Consider the following 19,297-nt stretch of genomic DNA (forward strand, 5'->3'; position numbering starts at 1 on the left):
AACCACTATTTCGTGATTTTTTTCTCCGGACCGAATCACTTCAGTCCCTGTCACGCCTTGGCGCATCGCGCTTTGCCGTGTCAGTGGGAGCGCATTATAGGGAATGTTTTCAGGAGCGCAAGTCCAAATCAGTATTTTTTTTCTGACTGCTGAAAGTTCATACAAAATTAAGCAGATCAGGGTCATTTTGCGGTGTTTTTAATCAAACCAGGCAGTTCTGCCAGGCTGTTTAGCACCACATCTGCCGCAGATTCACTATCTGCGTTTAGAGGCTGGCCACTGCGCACCAGTATTTTATGTCCGACGCCTGCTGCCAGGGCAGCCAGCATATCTTCCCTCTTATCGCCTACCATATAAGAAGCGGCCATATCGATATTCAGCTGTTTCTGCCCTGACAGCAGCATACCTGGCTGCGGTTTACGGCAATCACATTGTTGCCTGTATTCGGCGACCACACCTTCAGGATGATGTGGACAATAGTAAATACCATCCAGATCAACTCCCCTGTCAGCCAGAGACCAGTCCATCCACTCCGTTAATTGCATAAACTGATCTTCGGTATATTTTCCACGTGCGATGCCAGACTGATTGGTCACGACCACCAGCGCATAGCCCATCGCTTTCAGTTCCTGCATCGCTTCAATAGCACCTTCAATAAACTGAAAGTCATCTATCTGATGGACAAAACCATGATCGATATTAATTGTGCCATCACGGTCCAGGAAAATTGCCGGTATTTTGTTCGTCACTCATTCACTCCTCTGTTTAACCCGGTGCATTATCGCATGATCGTTTGTGTAAGTGCATTAAAAGCCGGAGGGTCATCTGCAACGTTCAGCTATCCTGAAGAGCAGTACCAGCTTAGGCCAGGCAATGATCCTTTAAGATGAGAGTACGGTCTGTTCTCAAATTTCTTTCATCTATATGGCAAGGCCGCCCCGGGCTTGGGCATGAAGCTCTTACACCAGTTTTCATTGATATTTACACATATATATATCAATAAGATAATCAGAGGGAATTTCCCTAAGCTATCTCACTCCATACAATAACCGGCATAATGACCATGTGCAGAGAGCTGATTATTTACAGGTGAGCCAATATCGGTTCGGAAAGACAACCACCAGACCAGTCTCTACCACTACTTATACCTGAGGGAAGCTCAGTGGCATTAAAAAAGCCTCCTTTATCTTCAGGAAAACACGCCAGGCTTTTGACGCCGATCAGATAGCTATCAGATATGCTTAATGGCGATAAGACTTTCATTGATTTAGACGTCTGGATGCCTTAACATCCACGCATTGACAGACATTGTCTCTGCGTTTATGTCTGATACCCACGGAATAATCTTACAAAACAACGATTAATTAGATGATTAAATTAGAAAACATCAGCAAGGTCTTCAGGCAAGGCACTCAGACGATCACGGCGTTGTCCGATGTCAGTCTGCATGTTCCTGCCGGCCAGATTTACGGTGTTATCGGCTCGTCAGGTGCCGGTAAAAGCACTCTTATCCGCTGTGTCAATTTACTGGAACGCCCGACCTCCGGGCGGGTTGTGGTCGATGGCCAGGAGCTGACGGCATTTTCAGAAAAGCAACTGACCCTGGCACGCCGGCAGATTGGTATGATCTTTCAGCACTTTAACCTGCTGAATTCACGTACCGTATTTGGCAATGTGGCCCTGCCACTGGAACTGGAAAACCGTCCACGCGAAGAAATTAACCGTAAGGTTACCGAACTGCTGGACTTAGTCGGTCTGGCTGACAAACATCAGTCCCGTCCGTCTAACCTTTCTGGTGGGCAAAAGCAGCGGGTAGCTATTGCCCGTGCTCTGGCCAGTGATCCCAAGGTGCTACTCTGTGATGAGGCCACCAGTGCGCTTGATCCGGCAACGACCCGTTCAATCCTGGAGCTGCTAAAAGATATTAACCGCCGCCTGGGTCTGACTATCATGTTGATTACCCATGAAATGGATGTGGTTAAGCGGATCTGTGATCAGGTGGCCATCATCAGTCAGGGTAAACTGATTGAAAAAGATCAGGTCAGTGAAGTTTTCTCGCATCCTAAAACCCCGCTGGCACAGCAGTTTATTCAGTCAACCCTGCATCTTGATATTCCTGATGACTATCAGCAACGTCTAAGCAGCATAGCAACAGAAGGTAATATCCCACTTCTGCGTCTGGAATTTACCGGCGAATCAGTTGATGCACCGTTACTTTCAGAAGTCGCCCGACGTTTCACTGTTGACTGCAATATTATCAGCGCTCAGATGGATTATGCCGGTGGGGTAAAATTCGGGATTATGCTCACTGAAATTAGCGGTGAGCAGGAAAAAAGTCAGGCAGCCATCGAATGGCTTCGTGAACAACATGTAAAAGCAGAGGTATTAGGGTATGTCTGAGGCCATGATTTGGTTACTGGCCGGTGGGGTCTGGGAAACACTGGTAATGACTTTTGTTTCGGGATTCTTTGGTTTTGTGATAGGCCTGCCTGTCGGTGTACTGCTGTATGTCACCCGCCCCGGCCAGATTATTGAAAACAAATCGCTTTACCGCACAATATCCGCGATTGTTAACATTTTTCGCTCCATACCCTTTATTATTTTACTGGTCTGGATGATCCCCTTTACCCGGGTTCTGGTCGGAACGTCTATTGGATTACAGGCCGCTATTGTTCCGTTAACTATCGGTGCAGCTCCTTTTATTGCACGTATGGTAGAGAATACCTTACTGGAACTTCCCGCCGGTCTGATTGAAGCTTCGCGAGCCATGGGGGCAACGCCGTTACAAATCATCCGTAAAGTCCTGCTGCCGGAAGCATTACCGGGACTGATTAATGCTGCGACAATTACACTTATCACACTGGTCGGTTACTCAGCCATGGGCGGAGCGGTGGGTGCCGGCGGTCTCGGACAAATCGGTATCCAGTACGGTTATATCGGATATAACGCCTTAGTGATGAATACGGTATTAGTATTGTTAGTTATTCTGGTGTATTTAATTCAGTTTGGCGGTGACCGCATTGTACGTGCTGTCACCCATAAATAAGACATTTAAATAATTTTTATTAAGGACAACTTATGACCTCTACCTTTAAGAAAATGGCCGCACTGGGTGCCCTGATCGGTGTTATCGCACTGGCAGGCTGTGACCAGAAAAATAAAGAAGACCAGCATCATATCAAAGTCGGTGTTATTGCCGGTGCAGAACAGCAGGTCGCTGAAGTTGCACAGAAAGTCGCAAAAGAGAAGTATGGTCTGGACGTAGAACTGGTAACCTTTAATGATTATGTGCTGCCAAACGAAGCCCTGAGCAAAGGTGATATCGATCTGAATGCTTTCCAACATAAACCTTATCTGGATCAGCAAATTAAAGATCGTGGTTATAAACTGGTTCCGGTAGGAAATACCTTCGTTTATCCGATTGCCGGTTATTCTAAGAAAATTAAATCACTGAGTGAACTGCAGGACGGAGCTCAGATTGCTATCCCGAATGACCCGACAAACCTGGGACGTTCACTGCTGCTGCTGCAGAAAGTGGGCCTGATTAAACTGAAAGAAGGTGTTGGCCTGTTGCCTACCGCACTGGATATTACCGACAATCCAAAACACCTGAAAATTGTTGAACTCGAAGCACCACAGTTACCACGTTCACTGGACGACGATAAAATCACTCTGGCCGTAATCAATACTACTTACGCCAGCCAGATTGGGCTGACTCCGGAAAAAGACGGAATTTTTGTTGAAGATAAAGATTCGCCTTATGTGAACCTGATTGTTGCCCGCGAAGATAATAAAGACGCGGAAAATGTGAAAGAATTCGTTAAGGCATATCAGTCTGACGAAGTTGCCGAAGCTGCAAGTAAAATCTTCAATGGAGGAGCTGTCAAGGGCTGGTAAGCCGGGGATAGCTCAGAAATAAGGGTGGCAGGAATGCCGCCCTTTTTATTTATCCGTTCCTGCGACTTGTTATTTTTTCACTCTCTTGTTTCAATAGCCGCAATTCTATTCTATGAGGGTATTTCCATGCGTCTGTTCCCGCTTTGCGTGTTTGCGTTAATGCTGACAGGCTGTTCTGTTCAACAGAAAACACCAGCGCAACATCAGCCGCTAACCTCCGGCAAAAATTATGAGCCCGAGCGCAGCCGACCGGTACGCCGGACAGCTCCGGTACAGATTTATACCAATCCTACCGATCTGGTCAATAAGCCGTTCCGTGATTTAGGAGAAGTTTCAGGCGAAGATTGCCAGTCTGATTCTCAGGGTTCACCGGCTAATATTAATACTGCCCGGAAGCGCATGCAGATTAAGGCCTCAGCGTTGAAGGCCAACGCTGTGTTATTGCACCAGTGTGCTGTCATTACTACAACACCCGGCTGTTATCGTCAGGCGGTGTGCCAGGGCTCGGCACTGAAAGTTACTAACCAATGACCGGATTTACCTTCCAGCAAATCGGGGTGATTCACTCCCCATGGAAAGAAAAATTTGCTGTACCGCGTCAGCCCGGGCTGATTACTCAGGGTAGTGGGGAATTGCATCTGCTACCTCCTTATAACCAAAGTGATGCAGTCCGGGGGCTGGATAACTTCAGTCATCTATGGGTTATGTTTATTTTTCACCAGACTATGACTCAGGGCTGGAATCCAACCGTTCGCCCTCCCCGCCTCGGCGGCAATCAGAGAATGGGCGTTTTTGCTTCACGTTCCACTTTTCGGCCTAACCCGTTGGGAATGTCACTGGTAGCCCTTGACGGAATACGAATTGCTAAGCAACAGGTTATTCTGGAACTGGGCAGTCTGGATCTGGTTGACGGTACACCCGTGGTAGATATCAAACCTTACCTCCCGTTCGCCGAAGCTATCCCTGATGCCAGAGCTGGCTATGCACAACAGGCGCCAGAAGCCTGTATGCCGGTAATATTTACCGCAGAAGTACAACAGCAGTTGCAGCATCTAGCCGGTCGCTACCCCCATTTGACACAATTTTTGTCTGAAGTGCTGGCCCAGGATCCGCGCCCTGCTTACCGAAAAAACAGCGAAGATAATCATGAGTATGCCGCCAGGCTGCTGGATTTTAATGTTCGCTGGAGGGTAACGTCCGGGAGTAATGAGGTTTTTGCTATCGAACCTGGTTAAAACACGCTTTTTGACAGAGTCACTCACTGATACACTAGCCATCAGCCAAAAATAGTCTCTTATCCGATCTTCCGTTAACTGGAATATTAAATTAATGCGTACTTCTCAATACTTGCTCTCCACTCTTAAGGAGACTCCGTCTGATGCTGAAGTGATCAGCCATCAGTTAATGCTGCGTGCCGGCATGATCCGCAAACTGGCATCCGGGTTGTATACCTGGCTGCCCACAGGTATTCGTGTTCTCAGAAAAGTCGAGACTATCGTACGAGAGGAAATGGATAATGCCGGTGCCATTGAAATCAGCATGCCAGTAGTGCAGCCTGCCGACCTGTGGCAGGAAAGTGGGCGCTGGGAACAATATGGCCCGGAGTTGCTGCGCATTAATGATCGTAACGAGCGACCTTTTGTACTTGGTCCGACCCATGAAGAAGTGATTACTGATTTAATCCGTAATGAACTGAGTTCATATAAACAGCTACCACTAAACCTGTATCAGATTCAGACCAAATTCCGTGATGAAGTGCGCCCACGTTTCGGAGTCATGCGTTCCCGTGAGTTTATTATGAAAGATGCCTACTCTTTCCACACGTCACAGGAATCTTTACAGGAAACCTACGATGCGATGTATCGTGCGTACAGCCAATCTTTCAGCCGTATGGGGCTGGATTTCCGTGCTGTACAGGCGGATACAGGATCAATTGGCGGTAATGCCTCACATGAATTCCAGGTATTGGCGAAAAATGGAGAAGACGATGTGATCTTCTCTAGTGAGTCAGATTATGCCGCTAATATCGAACTGGCAGAAGCGGTTGCCCCAGCAGGAGAGCGCCCGGCAGCTACACAGACAATGACCCGTGTCGATACCCCTAACGCAAAAACCATTGCACAACTGGTTGAGCAGTTTGATATCCCTGTTGATAAAACGGTGAAAACATTACTGGTTAAAGCTTCTGAAGAGAGCGGACATCGACTGGTAGCATTACTGGTTCGTGGTGACCACCAGCTTAACGAAGTCAAAGCAGAGAAACTCCCGGAAGTCGCAGTCCCTCTGACATTCGCTACCGAAGAAGAATTACGTAGTGAGCTGGGTGCAGGAGCCGGTTCACTGGGCCCCGTAGGTCTCACTCTGCCGGTGATTGCTGACCGTACTGTCGCTAAAATGAGCGACTTCAGTGCCGGAGCTAACATTGATGATCAACATTGGTTCGGTATTAACTGGGGTCGTGACCTGCCGGAAGCGAAAGTAGCCGATATCCGTAATGTGGTAGAAGGTGATATCAGCCCGGATGGAAAAGGTGTGCTGCAGATTAAACGTGGTATCGAAGTTGGACATATCTTCCAGCTGGGTACTAAATACTCTGAAGCGATGAAAGCTACCGTTCAGGGAGAAGACGGACGTAATCAGGTACTGACGATGGGTTGTTATGGTATCGGCATTACCCGTATCGTTGCTGCAGCCATTGAGCAGAATCATGATGAGCGAGGAATTATCTGGCCTGACGCTCTGGCACCTTTCCAGGTCGCTATTCTGCCCATGAATATGCACAAATCATTCCGTGTCCAGCAACTGGCTGAAGAGTTATATCAGCAGTTAAGCGCTAAGGGAATTGACGTCATTCTTGACGATCGTAAAGAGCGTCCGGGCGTTATGTTTGCCGATATGGAACTGATCGGGGTTCCTCATACTATTGTTATCGGGGATCGGAATCTGGATAACCAAGAGATTGAGTATAAGAATCGTCGTGAATCTGAAAAGCAGATGATTAAGACCAGCGAAATCGTTGAGTATCTGACCGCTCAAATCGGTTAATCCTGCTAAACTGTCCTGGTTTTCCGGACCCATGAAAAAACACATCCTTGCGGATGTGTTTTTTTGTTTCAGTTCTGCTGAAGATTATCCCAAATCGCGAACTTTACCACGTAAACTTTTAGTGGCTGACTGACGGGATTTCGACTGCAGTCGCCTGACTTTAGATGCACGGGTCGGACGGGTCGCTTTACGAGGTGCCTCTTCGAAGGTAAGTTCACGGATAAGATCGACCAGTCGCTGTATCGCCTCAGCTTTGTTTTTATCCTGACTCCGGAAGGACTGCGACTTTATCACCACCACACCTTCCGCAGTGATTAGATGATGGTTAACACTGAGCAGCTTCTGCTGAATCTCTTCGGATAGTTTAGACGCCCGGATATCAAACCGCAGATGTACCGCAGTAGACGCTTTATTGACATGTTGCCCTCCTGCGCCCTGCGCACGAATCGCGCTGAAATGGATATCTTCCAGCTCAAGGCTAATCCTGCGGGTTACCTCAATCATTTAGCCGCCTGCCAGTGATGTAATTGCAATTCTGTATGGCGTTCTCCGTCCGACAACCAGATGATACCCTCCTGAAGAGTAACCTGCAGATTCATGTTCCGACTGGCAAACTCACTCAGTTTCCCCAGTTGTTGATCATCGATATACCAGATACTGAGATTAGACAGGGCAGTTAACTTACTCTGGTTTTGCTGCCACCATACCTGAGCCGCGCGTTCACTGTAGGCATACAGCACAACCTGCCCTGCGAGCGCAGACGCTTTTTTCAGACGCCGCTCCTCGGGTAACCCCAGTTCAATCCACAACTTTACCGAGCCATAATCATAATGCAGCCAGATTTCAGGTTCTTCTTCAGCGGACAGACCTTTAGTGAACTGTAAATACTCATCCGCATTGAGTATCCATGCCAGCAAACGCAGCATCATGCGCTCCTGAGTCTCAGAAGGATGTCGGGCCAGTGTCAGTTGCACATCAGAAAAATATTGCCGGTCGAGATCGGCAATATTGACTGCCGCTTTATAGATGGTTGCTTTTAAGGCCATGGCCCCTCCGATAACAGATTCCGGCTATTGTAACGGAAAGCAGGACACGACCGATAACCCGAATATGTATTTCGGAAGACGTTGACTGAGATCCACAGGTTCTTGCGATCATCCCTTCAACAGCATAGGCTGTTAGTGACAGGATTTTATCACCAGCCCCAAAAAAAAGGAGGTTTTGTGGATAAACATTGTGAATCAGCACGCACACGCTATGATGAAATCATCAGGCACCTCCTGATGAATACCTCCCTGCCTGCAGGGTATTCAGAGAGTACAGGGCGCGGATATTACGCATCTTTCAGGGATTATGCGGGAGTTACCGCTAAGAATTCACGGTGAGCGACTATGTCAATGAATGATACCTATCAACCGATCAATTGTGATGATTATGACTACCTTGAACTCGCCTGCCAGCATCATCTGGAACTGATGATTGAACTGAAAAATGGCGAAAAACTTGAGGCTAAAGCCAGCGATTTGTTGCTGCGTAAAAAAGTCGAGTATCTGATTGTCGAACAGAGCGAACAAGTACGCGAACTTCGTCTGGACAGTATCAGCAGCTTCAGCCACCCGGAAATTGGGACAGTAGTTATCAGCGAAAGCTAAGCATCCCCGGGCAGCCGTCAGCTGCCCTTTTCCTTTCGGACACCCACATTTATTTTTCCCCTTGCTGCCATTGTAAATACCAACATTGCTGGTCCCGTAACTCTGCCGGTTGTGCCTGTTTGCAGACAAATATACCGGGAGCACATACCGGTTCATCGTTATAGAACAGTATCGGGGTATTACCCCGTTGCCAGGGTGGAATCTGACACTCCTGCCAGATTTTTTTTAGTTCACGACCGCGTTCACGGCCCATAATGTGCAAACGGCCCGGAGCGGTAAATCGCACCGAGATATGCTCGTTGACGGCAGGCTTGCGTAAGCAAACCCCCGAAGAAGAAGAAGCAGCAGACACCAGTTGACCCAGATGATTCGGCAAGGTCAGCGGCTGATTCTGGTTAGCCCATTCCAGTTGTATATTACGCAAATCCGGGACGGGCCTGACCCACCATAACTGATTGCTATAACGTCGAATTTCCCCATTCCCCGCCACCAGACAAGGGTTTGCATCCTCACGACTACAGGCGACATCCTGCCAAAGTTGTGCTAACTGGTTACGCGATGGCATCGAGGCCCCGCAGTGTGCCAGCCAGCGACGCAATATTGCTGCTCGTTTCAGAGGTGTCATTTCGGTAAGCGGAGATATCAGCAAGCTCTTCCGCAAGGTAATTAACTGGCTGAGTTCATCCTGTAATAATTCATCCAGTAAAGTTTCCTGCTCACCACACAGCTCTGCACTGCGGGCTACTGCTGCGGGGAAATGAGGCCAGCGTTGCTCCAGCAATGGCAGAATATTTAACCGCAGAAAATTACGATCGTAGCCAGCATCACTGTTACTGTCGTCATCGACCCATTGCAACTGATGATATTCTGCGTAAGTGGTCAGTTGTTGTCGGGTAAAGGCCAGCAATGGCCGGACAATTGCTCCGGCGGAAAATGGCAACACTTCAGGCATAGCCGCCAGTCCCGCCGGACCACTCCCTCTTTTCAGCGCCAGCAGCAACGTTTCACATTGATCATCCTGGTGATGAGCCGTCAATAATGCCTCCTCACGCTGCAAAATTTCGGCGAATACCGCATATCTGGCCTGACGCGCGGAAGCTTCTGTCCCCAGCCCTTGGGGGGTAAGCGTCACCTTCCTGACAACCAGCGGAATATCCAGCGTCTGACAGACTGACTGGCAGTGCTCTGCCCATTGATCGGCATAACGGCTGATACCATGATGGATATGGACAGCACGCACAGCAATACTCTGCTGTTGGCGTAAACCAGCAACTGCGTGCAACAGCACTGTGGAATCCAGACCGCCGCTGAATGCCACCAGCACCTGACTGAAACCAAACAGAGAAATATTTCCGGAAAACTCGCGACTCTGGCCCATGTAATAACTATTTATAGGTATTGATATCCGGCACGTTACCGGGAAAACCGGCTTCATTCAAGCCATCATTCTGACTGTCGCTGTTGTCAATTTTCTGAACGGTACTTTATGCACTTCCTCTGAGGGCATCTCAGAGCTGGCAAAGTTCCAGGGGCAAACCATCAGGATCGCAAAAAAAGGTAAAAGGTTTACCGGTGATCGGGTCAATACGGACAGGTTCACATTCCACTCCCCGTTGTTTTAATTCCGCTACCGAGGCTTCAATGTTATCAACATTAAATGCCAGATGACGTAAGCCAAGAGCTTCCGGAAAGCTGGGACGCGGAGGTGCGGAAGGAAACGAAAACAACTCAATCAGATACTCACCATTCAGCGCTAAATCGCCTTTCCATGAATCTCTGATTTCCCGATACGTCTCCTGTAATAGCGTAAACCCAAGGATATCGCAATAGAACGCCCGGCTTTTCGCGTAATCTGAGGCAATAATAGCAATGTGATTAATACTCTTCAAACCTGGCATAGGGGGCTTCCTGTTAAAAAGACGGGAGTTAACCCTGATACGGTAACCTCCCCCACGTACAGAGGGCAATCCGTCAGAATCCGGAAACAAAAAAGGCCGCGTTAAGCGACCTTTTTGGCTGGAATAATAATCACGCGTAGCCGTAATTCATTAACCGCTGATAACGGCGGTCCAGCAACTGTTCCTGGTTCAACGCATCCAGTTCAGCCAGGTCACTTAGCAGCTGTTGTTTCAGTGACTCAGCAATAATTTCCGGATGACGGTGAGCACCACCCAAAGGCTCAGGAACGACGGTATCAATCAGATCCAGTTCCTTCAGGCGATTGGCGGTGATTCCCATGGCATCAGCTGCCAGCGGTGCTTTATCTGCACTTTTCCACAGAATAGACGCACAGCCTTCCGGCGAAATCACTGAATAGGTGCTGTACTGCAGCATATTCACTTTGTCGCCGACACCGATCGCCAGAGCCCCACCCGAACCACCTTCACCGATAACGGTACAAATGACCGGAACTTTAAGACCCGACATTTCACGTAAATTGCGTGCGATGGCTTCAGACTGACCACGTTCTTCAGCACCGACCCCCGGATAAGCCCCCGGAGTATCGATAAAAGTAATTATCGGCATGTTAAAGCGCTCAGCCATTTCCATCAGCCGCAGTGCTTTACGATACCCTTCCGGAGCTGGCATTCCGAAATTACGGCGAATTTTTTCTTTAGTTTCACGGCCTTTCTGATGGCCGATGATCATTACCGGACGGCCATCTAACCGGGCAATCCCGCCGACGATCGCTTTATCGTCCGCATAAGCACGGTCTCCCGCCAGTTCGTCAAAATCATCGAACGCATGGCGGATATAATCCAGGGTATAAGGGCGCATCGGATGGCGCGCAAGCTGCGCTACCTGCCATGCCCCCAAATCTGAGAAAATTTTCCGGGTCAACTCTACGCTTTTTTCACGCAGACGCTGCACTTCCTCATCCAGATTAATATCGTGTTTTTCATCCTGACGACCAATTGAGGTCAGCGAATCGATTTTCGCTTCCAGTTCTGCAATTGGTTGTTCAAAATCCAGGTAATTAAGACTCATAATGTTCCTGTTTTAGTCAAACTCCAGTTCCACCTGCTCCGATCCTATCAACGAACGCAAATCGTTTAGCAGACGATCACTGGGCGAGATTCGCCACGATGCACCAAAGCGTAACCTGGCCCGAGCATCCTCTCTCTGGTAGTAGAGATGTACCGGAATGGTCCCCGAACGATGTGGCTCCAGGGACTGACGGAGACGGTTTAAAAGCTGGTCATCAATTTGCCTGTCCGTCAGCGAGATAGCAAGACCGCGGGCATATTTTTCCCGGGCTTCGTCAATATCCATCACTTCCCTGGCAGTCATTTTCAGCCCGCCACTGAAGTCATCAAAGCTGACTTGTCCGCTAACGATCAGAATACGATCTTTTTCCAGCAAATGCTGGTATTTATCAAGCGCATCAGTGAAAAGCATGATCTCCAGACGACCGGAACGATCATCCAGAGTACAGATGCCAATACGATTACCTCGTTTGGTCACCATAACTCGCGCAGCCAGAACTAATCCGGCAGCCACAGTTATCTTACCACGCTCTGTCGGGTGCATATCTTTAAGACGTGTCCCCCCGACATAACGCTCAATTTCTTTCAGGTACTGGGTGATCGGGTGGCCCGTCAGGTACAGCCCCAACGTTTCCCGTTCACCATCCAACTGTACCTGTTCCGGCCAGGGCATAACACTGGCATAAGACTGTTCTACCTGTTCAGGTTTCTCTGCCAACACACCAAACATGTCTGCCTGACCAATCGCCTCAGCTTTCGCATGCTGATCGGCAGCCTTTAATGCTGCGTTCAGGGAACTCATCAATGCAGCACGATGAGGCCCTAACCTGTCAAAGGCTCCGGACATTATCAGTTTTTCCATCACCCTGCGATTTATTTTTTTAATATCTGTTCTGGCGCACAGGTCAAATAACTCTTTAAAGTATCCGCCATTGTTACGTGCTTCAAGAATTGCCTCTATCGGCCCTTCTCCGACACCTTTTATTGCACCAATACCGTAAACGATTTCTCCGTCATCGTTGACATGAAACGGGTACAAACCAGAGTTTATATCCGGTGGCAGAACTTTCAGTCCCATACGCCAGCACTCATCCACCAGACCCACCACTTTTTCGGTGTTATCCATATCCGCAGTCATGACCGCCGCCATAAATTCTGCCGGGTAATGGGCTTTTAGCCACAAGGTCTGGTAAGACACTAAAGCATAGGCCGCTGAGTGAGATTTGTTAAATCCGTAACCGGCAAATTTCTCTACCAGGTCAAAGATTTTCATCGATAATTCACCGTCGATTCCCATCGACTCTGCGCCATCCCGGAATACCGAGCGCTGCTTGGCCATTTCTTCCGGTTTCTTTTTACCCATAGCACGGCGCAACATATCTGCCCCGCCAAGAGTATAGCCTGCCAGTACCTGAGCTATCTGCATTACCTGTTCCTGATACAGGATAATGCCATAGGTGGGCTCCAACACCGGTTGCAGGGACTCATGCTGCCACTGTATGTCCGGGTAGGAGAGTTCTTCACGACCATGTTTACGGTCAATAAAGTTATCTACCATTCCCGACTGCAGAGGGCCCGGGCGGAACAGTGCCACCAGTGCAATCATATCTTCGAAACAGTCAGGCTTCAGACGTTTTATCAGATCTTTCATACCGCGAGATTCAAGCTGGAACACAGCTGTCGTTTCCGCGCGTTGCAACATATCAAAGCTTTTCTTGTCATCCAGCGGGATAGACGCGATATCGATCGGCGACTCTCCGTGCTTAGCGCGCCGGGCATTGATCATCTCCAGTGCCCAGTTAATGATGGTCAGGGTACGTAATCCCAGGAAGTCGAACTTCACCAGCCCGGCATATTCGACATCATTCTTATCAAACTGAGTAACCGGATGCTGCCCGAGCTCATCACAATATAACGGTGCGAAATCGGTAATTTTGGTTGGTGCAATCACCACCCCCCCGGCATGTTTACCGGCGTTACGGGTGACCCCTTCCAGCTTACGTGCCATGTCGATAAGCGCTTTGACTTCTTCGTCGGCTTCGTAAATCTCAGGTAGCTGAGGCTCTGCCGCAAAAGCTTTCTCCAGCGTCATCCCCGGATCCGGAGGCACCAACTTGGAGATCCTGTCGACAAATCCATACGGGTGGCCCAGCACCCGGCCGACATCCCGGATGACCGCTTTCGCGGCCATGGTCCCGAAGGTAATGATCTGCGAAACCGCGTCCCGACCATACATTTCCGCAACATGATCGATGACCAGATCACGTTTTTCCATGCAGAAATCGACGTCGAAATCGGGCATCGATACGCGCTCGGGGTTCAGAAAACGTTCAAACAGCAGGTCAAATTCCAGTGGATCCAGATCGGTAATTTTCAGTGCGTAAGCCACCAGCGACCCTGCACCGGACCCTCTTCCAGGCCCGACCGGCACTCCGTTATCTTTCGACCACTGAATGAATTCCATTACGATCAGGAAGTAACCCGGGAATCCCATCTGGTTTATAACACCCAGTTCAATTTCCAGACGCTCATCATAGGCAGGTCTTTTTTCAGCACGAACCGCCGGGTCCGGAAACAGGAATTCGAGGCGTTCTTCCAACCCTTTACGCGAACTGTCTACCAGGAAGTCTTCAGTACTCATTTCCCCGGTGGGAAACTGAGGCAGAAAGTATTCACCCAGCCGGACAGTCACATTACAGCGTCTGGCAATTTCGACACTGTTCGCCAGTGCTGCCGGAATATCGGCAAACAACTCACACATTTCTGCCTCACTGCGCAGATATTGCTGTGAGCTATAGAGTCGCGGGCGTTTCGGGTCATCCAGGGTGTAACCATCATGAATGGCTACGCGAATTTCATGCGCATCAAAATCTTCGCTTCTCAGAAAACAAACATCATTGGTCGCAACTACCGGGATATCGTGTTCAACAGCCAGTTCTATGGCCAGATGCAGATAATCTTCCTCATCCTGTCGGCCGGTACGATGCAATTCAAGATAGAAACGGTCGGGGAAATATTGCTGATAAAACTCAACACATTGTCGTGTCAGGTTCTCATTGCCACGCAGTAAGCTTTTACCTATATCACCTTTTCGACCACCGGATAGCAGAATCAGACCTTCGCCTAATTCCATCAGCCAGTCTCTGTCGATAACAGGTCCATGAGGCCCGTAACCACGCTGGTAGGCCTTTGAAATCAGTAAAGTAAGATTCTGATAGCCGGTATTGTTGGCTGCCAGGACCGTCAGGGCACTGAATTCATCCCCGGTAAGTTCACTGGCGACCAGGAAATCAGCGCCGATGATAGGTTTAATGCCTGCCCCGTGAGCAGAACCATAAAATTTCACCAAACCACAGAGGTTAGTGAAGTCAGTAATAGCAATCGCCGGCATTTCGAGGGCTGCCGCAGCTTTCACCATGGCACCCGTTTTCGCTAATCCATCAATCATGGAATAGTCGCTATGTACATGCAGATGTATAAAACGGGGTTCAGCCATGGGTTATCCGGTAATGCATTTTAAAGTATCAGTGAAATCAGTTTCCGCCAGCGATCAGAACATTTCTGACCGGCGCAAAACTACGGCGATGATAAGGAGTCGCTCCCAGCAAACTCAGTTTTTCCAGGTGGTAAGCTGTCGGATACCCCTTATGTTTGGCAAAACCATACTCAGGGTAGATGGCATCCAGTTTCGCCATTTCGTTATCGCGGGTAACTTTAGCAATAATAGATGCAGCACTGATTTCTGCCACCAGACTGTCGCCTTTGACGACTGCCTGCGATTTCATGGGTAACGACGGGCAACGGTTACCGTCAATAAGTACCCAGTCAGGTGTCACAGAAAGCCCGACAACGGCTCTCTGCATGGCCAGCATTGTGGCATGCAAAATGTTCAGTTGGTCTATCTCTTCCGGTTCAGCGCGCCCCAGATTCCAGCAGAGTGCTTTTGCTTTAATTTCATCAAACAATGCCAGCCGACGTCTCTCGCTGAGTTTTTTGGAGTCTGCCAGTCCCTGAATCGGATTGGCAGGATCAAGGATAACCGCAGCGGTGACCACCGCACCGACCAGCGGTCCCCTGCCAACTTCATCCACACCGGCGATTAGCGTTGCCTGTGGGTAAATAAATTCTGTCATGATACTAACTCCAGCACTGCCTGTGCTGCCTGTTCATCCGCATTCCAGCGAATTTGCTGATGTAATTCGGTAAAGGTTGCAAGCAGCGAAGCACGCTCTGGTCCCTGATGTAACAAAGGCTCGAGTGCAGCTGCCAGCAATTCAGGCTGGCACTCATCCTGAAGTAATTCCTTTACCACTTCCCTGCCTGCCAGTAAATTTGGCAGAGATACCCACTCCGTTTTAACCAACCGTTTAGCCAGCCAGAAGGTAAAGGGTTTCATACGGTAGCCGACCACCATCGGGCATTTTGCCAGCATGCACTCCAGGGCTGCCGTCCCGGAGGCCAGAATGGCGGCGTCACTGGCTATCATCACCTCACGTGCCTGGCCATCGACCAGGTGCAGAACCAGTTCAGGGGCTACCACGGATTTAATATGTTCAAACTGTTCACGGCGACGGGCATTGACCATAGGTACCACGATTTCAAGCCGCGGGTAACGGGCTCGCAGGAGTTGTGCAGCTTTGAGAAAATCCGCACTGAGCATCTCGACTTCGGCACTCCGGCTACCTGGCAGTAATGCCAGGCAAAGCGCCGCTGCACCTATCCCGAGCTTTTCCCGTGCTACAGCCTTATCAGGAACCAATGGCAGACTGTCAGCCATGGTATGTCCGATAAATCTGCAGGGAACATCATATTTATCGTAGAAAGCTTTTTCAAACGGCAAAAAGGCCAGCACCAGATCGGTATTACGGCCAATCTTAAACACCCGCTTTTGCCGCCAGGCCCAAACCGATGGACTGACGTAATGAATCGTCCGGATGCCTGCCTGTTTAAGCCGACCTTCCAGAGGGATATTGAAATCAGGAGCATCTATGCCCACAAAAACATCGGGTTTGAGAGTAGTCAGTCGTCGTGTCAGATCACGCCGAATATGCAGCAGACGCGGCAGCCGACCGAGTACTTCGACGATCCCCATCACGGCAAGCTCTTCCATTTCGTACCATGCTTCACAGCCTTCAGCCTGCATTAATGGGCCGGCTACACCTACGAAACGAATATCAGGATGTTTTGCTTTTAATGCCCGGATCAGGCCGGCACCAAGAATATCGCCGGAGGTTTCCCCGGCGATCAGTGCTACTGTCAGAGAATGCATCACCATTCGTTACCGAATGATTCCACGGGTTGAACGGTCAAAAAAGTCATAAAACGGCTGAACTTCACTGTGCTTTTTCGCCAGAGCTTCAATCTCTGGCTTCACTTCATCCAGTGTCTTACCACTGCGGTACAGCAATTTATAAGCGTTACGGATAGCATGCAGCGCTTCCTTACTGAACCCACGACGTTTCAGACCTTCAATATTAATACCAAAAGGTGTGGCATGGTTGCCCTGAGCAATAACATAAGGAGGAACATCCTGGGCAACGCCTGAACATCCCCCCACCATCACATGTGCACCAATCGTACACCACTGGTGCACCGCGGTCATGCCACCAATAATAGCGAAATCATCTACCGTGACATGACCGGCAAGAGTGGCATTATTGGCAAAAATACAGCGGTTACCGATCTGGCAATCATGTGCAATATGGGTGTTAATCATCAACAGGTTATCACTGCCAACTACAGTGACTCCACCGCCCTGCGTTGTCCCACGATGAATCGAGACACTTTCACGAATACGGTTGCGATCCCCTATCTCAACCCGGGTCTCTTCTTTCGCGTATTTGAGATCCTGGTTCACTTCACCGATAGAAGCAAACTGGTAAATCTCATTCTCTTTACCAATCCGTGTGTGACCGTTGATCACGACATGTGACTTAACTACAGTCCCTTCACCAATCTCAACATGAGGTCCGATAACACAGAACGGGCCAATCAGAACGCCAGGTCCAATGATGGCACCGTCTTCAATGATAGAGCTGGGGTGAATGCTGGCGGTTTTATCAATCACGTTTATGCCTCCCGGCTACGTGCACACATCATTGTTGCTTCACAGACAATCTTACCGTCAACAGTAGCAACGCCACTGAAACGCGTCAAACCACGACGGGTTTTCTCGAAAGTGACTTCCATCACCATCTGGTCTCCCGGTACGACAGGTCTTTTGAAACGGGCGTTATCAATACCAGCAAAATAGTACAGTTCACCAGGTTCCAGCTTTCCGACACTTTTAAATGCCAAAATACCGGTAGCCTGCGCCATGGCTTCAAGAATTAACACACCAGGCAGAATGGGTTTGCCCGGGAAATGCCCCTGGAAGAATGGTTCATTAACAGTCACATTTTTCACCGCGCGCAGATACTTATGTGGCTCAAAATCTTCTACGCGGTCAACCAGTAAAAACGGATAGCGGTGTGGCAGAAGTTCCAGAATCTCTTCAATTTTCAGAGTATGTATTTCAGTAGTCAAAATACTCTTCCTGTCCTAAAAATCTGTTAGCAATAATAACACGACCCGCATGCTCACAGTGTGCATCGCAGGTCGCAAATAGAAAAATATCGAGTCAGCTCAATGATTCCCGGATGCGAACTGAAATCAGCCACCACATCCTGCAGAACAGGCCGTATTATGGTTAGTTCTCTTTTCCGACTTTACGCTCGATGGCCTTCAGTCGTTTGCTCATATCATCGATATTCATTACCAGCGCAGCTGTTTTACGCCAGACTTTGTTCGCCTGAAGCGGTATTCCGGAAGAGTAAACTCCGGGCTCAGTGATAGGTCTCATCACCATACCCATGCCAGTGACCGTGACTTTATCACAAATTTCCATATGACCATTAATCACGCTGGCACCGCCAATCATGCAGTAACGACCAATTTTCAGACTACCGGCCATTATAACGCCACCAGCGACTGCTGTATTGTCACCAATTATGACATTATGTGCAATCTGGCATTGGTTATCTATGATAACACCATTCCCAATCTGAGTGTTATCCAGCGCACCACGGTCTATTGTGGTACAGGCACCGATTTCTACACGGTCACCAATAATGACTGAACCGAGTTGAGGGATTTTAACCCAGTTTCCCCGATCATTAGCATAGCCAAAACCATCGGCTCCAATCACAGTTCCGGACTGAATCAGACATTGCTGACCAATCAGGACTTCATGGTAAATCGACACGTTCGCCCAGAGTTTTGTTCCTGCACCGATGCAGGTGTTCTTACCGATAAAGCATCCAGCACCGATAACGACGTTATCACCCAGTTCAACACCAGATTCAATCACCGCATTTGCACCGACGGAGACATTAGCGCCTAGTTTAGCCCCAGGTGAAATCACCGCACCTGGTGCAATACTTTCGGCAGGAGAAGGGGTCGTGTCGAGAATCTGGGCCATGCGAGCATAGGTCAGGTAGGGATCTTTCACCACCAACGCTGCACTTTGACACCATTCCAGATCAGCTTCCGTCAGCACCACAGCATCTGCTTTGCAGTGCGCAAGTTGCTCGCGGTAGCGACTGTTTGCCAGAAATGTAATTTTTCCGGGGACTGCAGATTGCATAGAAGCAATGCCGGAGATGGCGATATCACCATCTCCGTGCAATTCTGCATCTAACTGCTGAGCTAAGTCAGCCAGTCGAATAGATGACATTA

General features: G+C 49.0%; 19 protein-coding genes. 7 read left to right on the forward strand and 12 right to left on the reverse strand.

Annotation, left to right across the window (positions count from 1 at the left end; genetic code table 11):
* Positions 1-182: 182 nt before the first annotated feature.
* On the reverse strand, positions 183-749 hold the full coding sequence (gene gmhB, locus B3Z23_RS15745; protein ID WP_294912083.1) for a D-glycero-beta-D-manno-heptose 1,7-bisphosphate 7-phosphatase: 567 nt from the start codon (positions 747-749) through the stop codon (positions 183-185).
* Positions 750-1,368: 619 nt separating this feature from the next.
* On the opposite strand from gmhB, the gene metN reads away from it, so the two are divergent.
* The 6 genes from metN to proS all read left to right on the forward strand — a co-directional run bounded on the left by metN (position 1,369) and on the right by proS (position 6,942).
* On the forward strand, positions 1,369-2,400 hold the full coding sequence (gene metN, locus B3Z23_RS15750; RefSeq protein ID WP_294912085.1) for a methionine ABC transporter ATP-binding protein MetN: 1,032 nt from the start codon (positions 1,369-1,371) through the stop codon (positions 2,398-2,400).
* A complete protein-coding gene (locus tag B3Z23_RS15755) occupies positions 2,393-3,046 on the forward strand; it encodes a methionine ABC transporter permease MetI (protein ID WP_087489437.1) in 654 nt (217 codons plus the stop codon). Before metN ends, B3Z23_RS15755 begins: the two co-directional genes overlap by 8 nt.
* Before the next feature lie 32 nt (positions 3,047-3,078).
* On the forward strand, positions 3,079-3,897 hold the full coding sequence (locus B3Z23_RS15760; RefSeq protein WP_294912087.1) for a MetQ/NlpA family lipoprotein: 819 nt from the start codon (positions 3,079-3,081) through the stop codon (positions 3,895-3,897).
* A gap of 126 nt (positions 3,898-4,023) precedes the next feature.
* On the forward strand, positions 4,024-4,428 hold the full coding sequence (gene rcsF / locus B3Z23_RS15765) for an Rcs stress response system protein RcsF (protein ID WP_294912089.1): 405 nt from the start codon (positions 4,024-4,026) through the stop codon (positions 4,426-4,428).
* Positions 4,425-5,132, forward strand: a complete 708-nt coding sequence (tsaA, locus tag B3Z23_RS15770; protein WP_294912092.1) for a tRNA (N6-threonylcarbamoyladenosine(37)-N6)-methyltransferase TrmO — start codon at positions 4,425-4,427, stop codon at positions 5,130-5,132. Before rcsF ends, tsaA begins: the two co-directional genes overlap by 4 nt.
* A gap of 94 nt (positions 5,133-5,226) precedes the next feature.
* Entirely contained in the window at positions 5,227-6,942 is a 1,716-nt protein-coding gene (proS, locus tag B3Z23_RS15775; RefSeq protein ID WP_294912094.1) for a proline--tRNA ligase, read from the forward strand.
* 84 nt (positions 6,943-7,026) lie between these two features.
* On the opposite strand, the gene arfB is transcribed toward proS, so the two are convergent.
* Positions 7,027-7,446, reverse strand: a complete 420-nt coding sequence (arfB, locus tag B3Z23_RS15780; protein WP_294912096.1) for an alternative ribosome rescue aminoacyl-tRNA hydrolase ArfB — start codon at positions 7,444-7,446, stop codon at positions 7,027-7,029.
* Entirely contained in the window at positions 7,443-7,988 is a 546-nt protein-coding gene (locus tag B3Z23_RS15785) for a YaeQ family protein (RefSeq protein ID WP_294912097.1), read from the reverse strand. Before B3Z23_RS15785 ends, arfB begins: the two co-directional genes overlap by 4 nt.
* 345 nt (positions 7,989-8,333) lie before the next feature.
* Here B3Z23_RS15785 and rof point away from each other — a divergent pair, with 345 nt between their 5' ends.
* Complete coding sequence (gene rof, locus B3Z23_RS15790; RefSeq protein WP_294912099.1) at positions 8,334-8,594, forward strand: Rho-binding antiterminator; 261 nt, start codon at positions 8,334-8,336, stop codon at positions 8,592-8,594.
* A gap of 49 nt (positions 8,595-8,643) precedes the next feature.
* Here rof and tilS read toward each other — a convergent pair whose 3' ends face one another.
* From tilS to lpxD, 9 genes are all read right to left on the reverse strand, one after another.
* Positions 8,644-9,972, reverse strand: a complete 1,329-nt coding sequence (gene tilS / locus B3Z23_RS15795; RefSeq protein WP_294912101.1) for a tRNA lysidine(34) synthetase TilS — start codon at positions 9,970-9,972, stop codon at positions 8,644-8,646.
* A gap of 130 nt (positions 9,973-10,102) precedes the next feature.
* A complete protein-coding gene (locus B3Z23_RS15800) occupies positions 10,103-10,492 on the reverse strand; it encodes a VOC family protein (protein WP_294912103.1) in 390 nt (129 codons plus the stop codon).
* A gap of 130 nt (positions 10,493-10,622) precedes the next feature.
* The gene (gene accA, locus B3Z23_RS15805; RefSeq protein ID WP_294912105.1) at positions 10,623-11,582 is read right to left on the reverse strand and encodes an acetyl-CoA carboxylase carboxyl transferase subunit alpha; all 960 of its coding nucleotides are present in this window, start codon (positions 11,580-11,582) and stop codon (positions 10,623-10,625) included.
* Positions 11,583-11,594: 12 nt separating this feature from the next.
* Positions 11,595-15,077 carry a DNA polymerase III subunit alpha gene (dnaE, locus tag B3Z23_RS15810; RefSeq protein ID WP_294912108.1) on the reverse strand — a complete coding sequence of 1,161 codons (3,483 nt, stop codon included), beginning with the start codon at positions 15,075-15,077 and terminating at the stop codon, positions 11,595-11,597.
* Positions 15,078-15,114: 37 nt separating this feature from the next.
* Complete coding sequence (gene rnhB / locus B3Z23_RS15815; protein WP_294912110.1) at positions 15,115-15,714, reverse strand: ribonuclease HII; 600 nt, start codon at positions 15,712-15,714, stop codon at positions 15,115-15,117.
* The gene (lpxB, locus tag B3Z23_RS15820; protein WP_294912113.1) at positions 15,711-16,856 is read right to left on the reverse strand and encodes a lipid-A-disaccharide synthase; all 1,146 of its coding nucleotides are present in this window, start codon (positions 16,854-16,856) and stop codon (positions 15,711-15,713) included. The genes rnhB and lpxB overlap by 4 nt, the downstream gene beginning before the upstream one ends.
* A gap of 3 nt (positions 16,857-16,859) precedes the next feature.
* Entirely contained in the window at positions 16,860-17,648 is a 789-nt protein-coding gene (gene lpxA / locus B3Z23_RS15825) for an acyl-ACP--UDP-N-acetylglucosamine O-acyltransferase (RefSeq protein WP_294912115.1), read from the reverse strand.
* A 2-nt stretch (positions 17,649-17,650) separates the two neighbouring features.
* Positions 17,651-18,106 (reverse strand): 3-hydroxyacyl-ACP dehydratase FabZ, encoded by a 456-nt coding sequence (fabZ, locus tag B3Z23_RS15830; protein ID WP_038022936.1) that lies wholly within the window; start codon positions 18,104-18,106, stop codon positions 17,651-17,653.
* A 163-nt stretch (positions 18,107-18,269) separates the two neighbouring features.
* On the reverse strand, positions 18,270-19,295 hold the full coding sequence (lpxD, locus tag B3Z23_RS15835) for a UDP-3-O-(3-hydroxymyristoyl)glucosamine N-acyltransferase (RefSeq protein ID WP_294912119.1): 1,026 nt from the start codon (positions 19,293-19,295) through the stop codon (positions 18,270-18,272).
* Positions 19,296-19,297 lie beyond the last annotated feature (2 nt).

The organism is Tatumella sp. UBA2305, from assembly GCF_002345795.1.
GTDB lineage: Bacteria > Pseudomonadota > Gammaproteobacteria > Enterobacterales > Enterobacteriaceae > Tatumella > Tatumella morbirosei.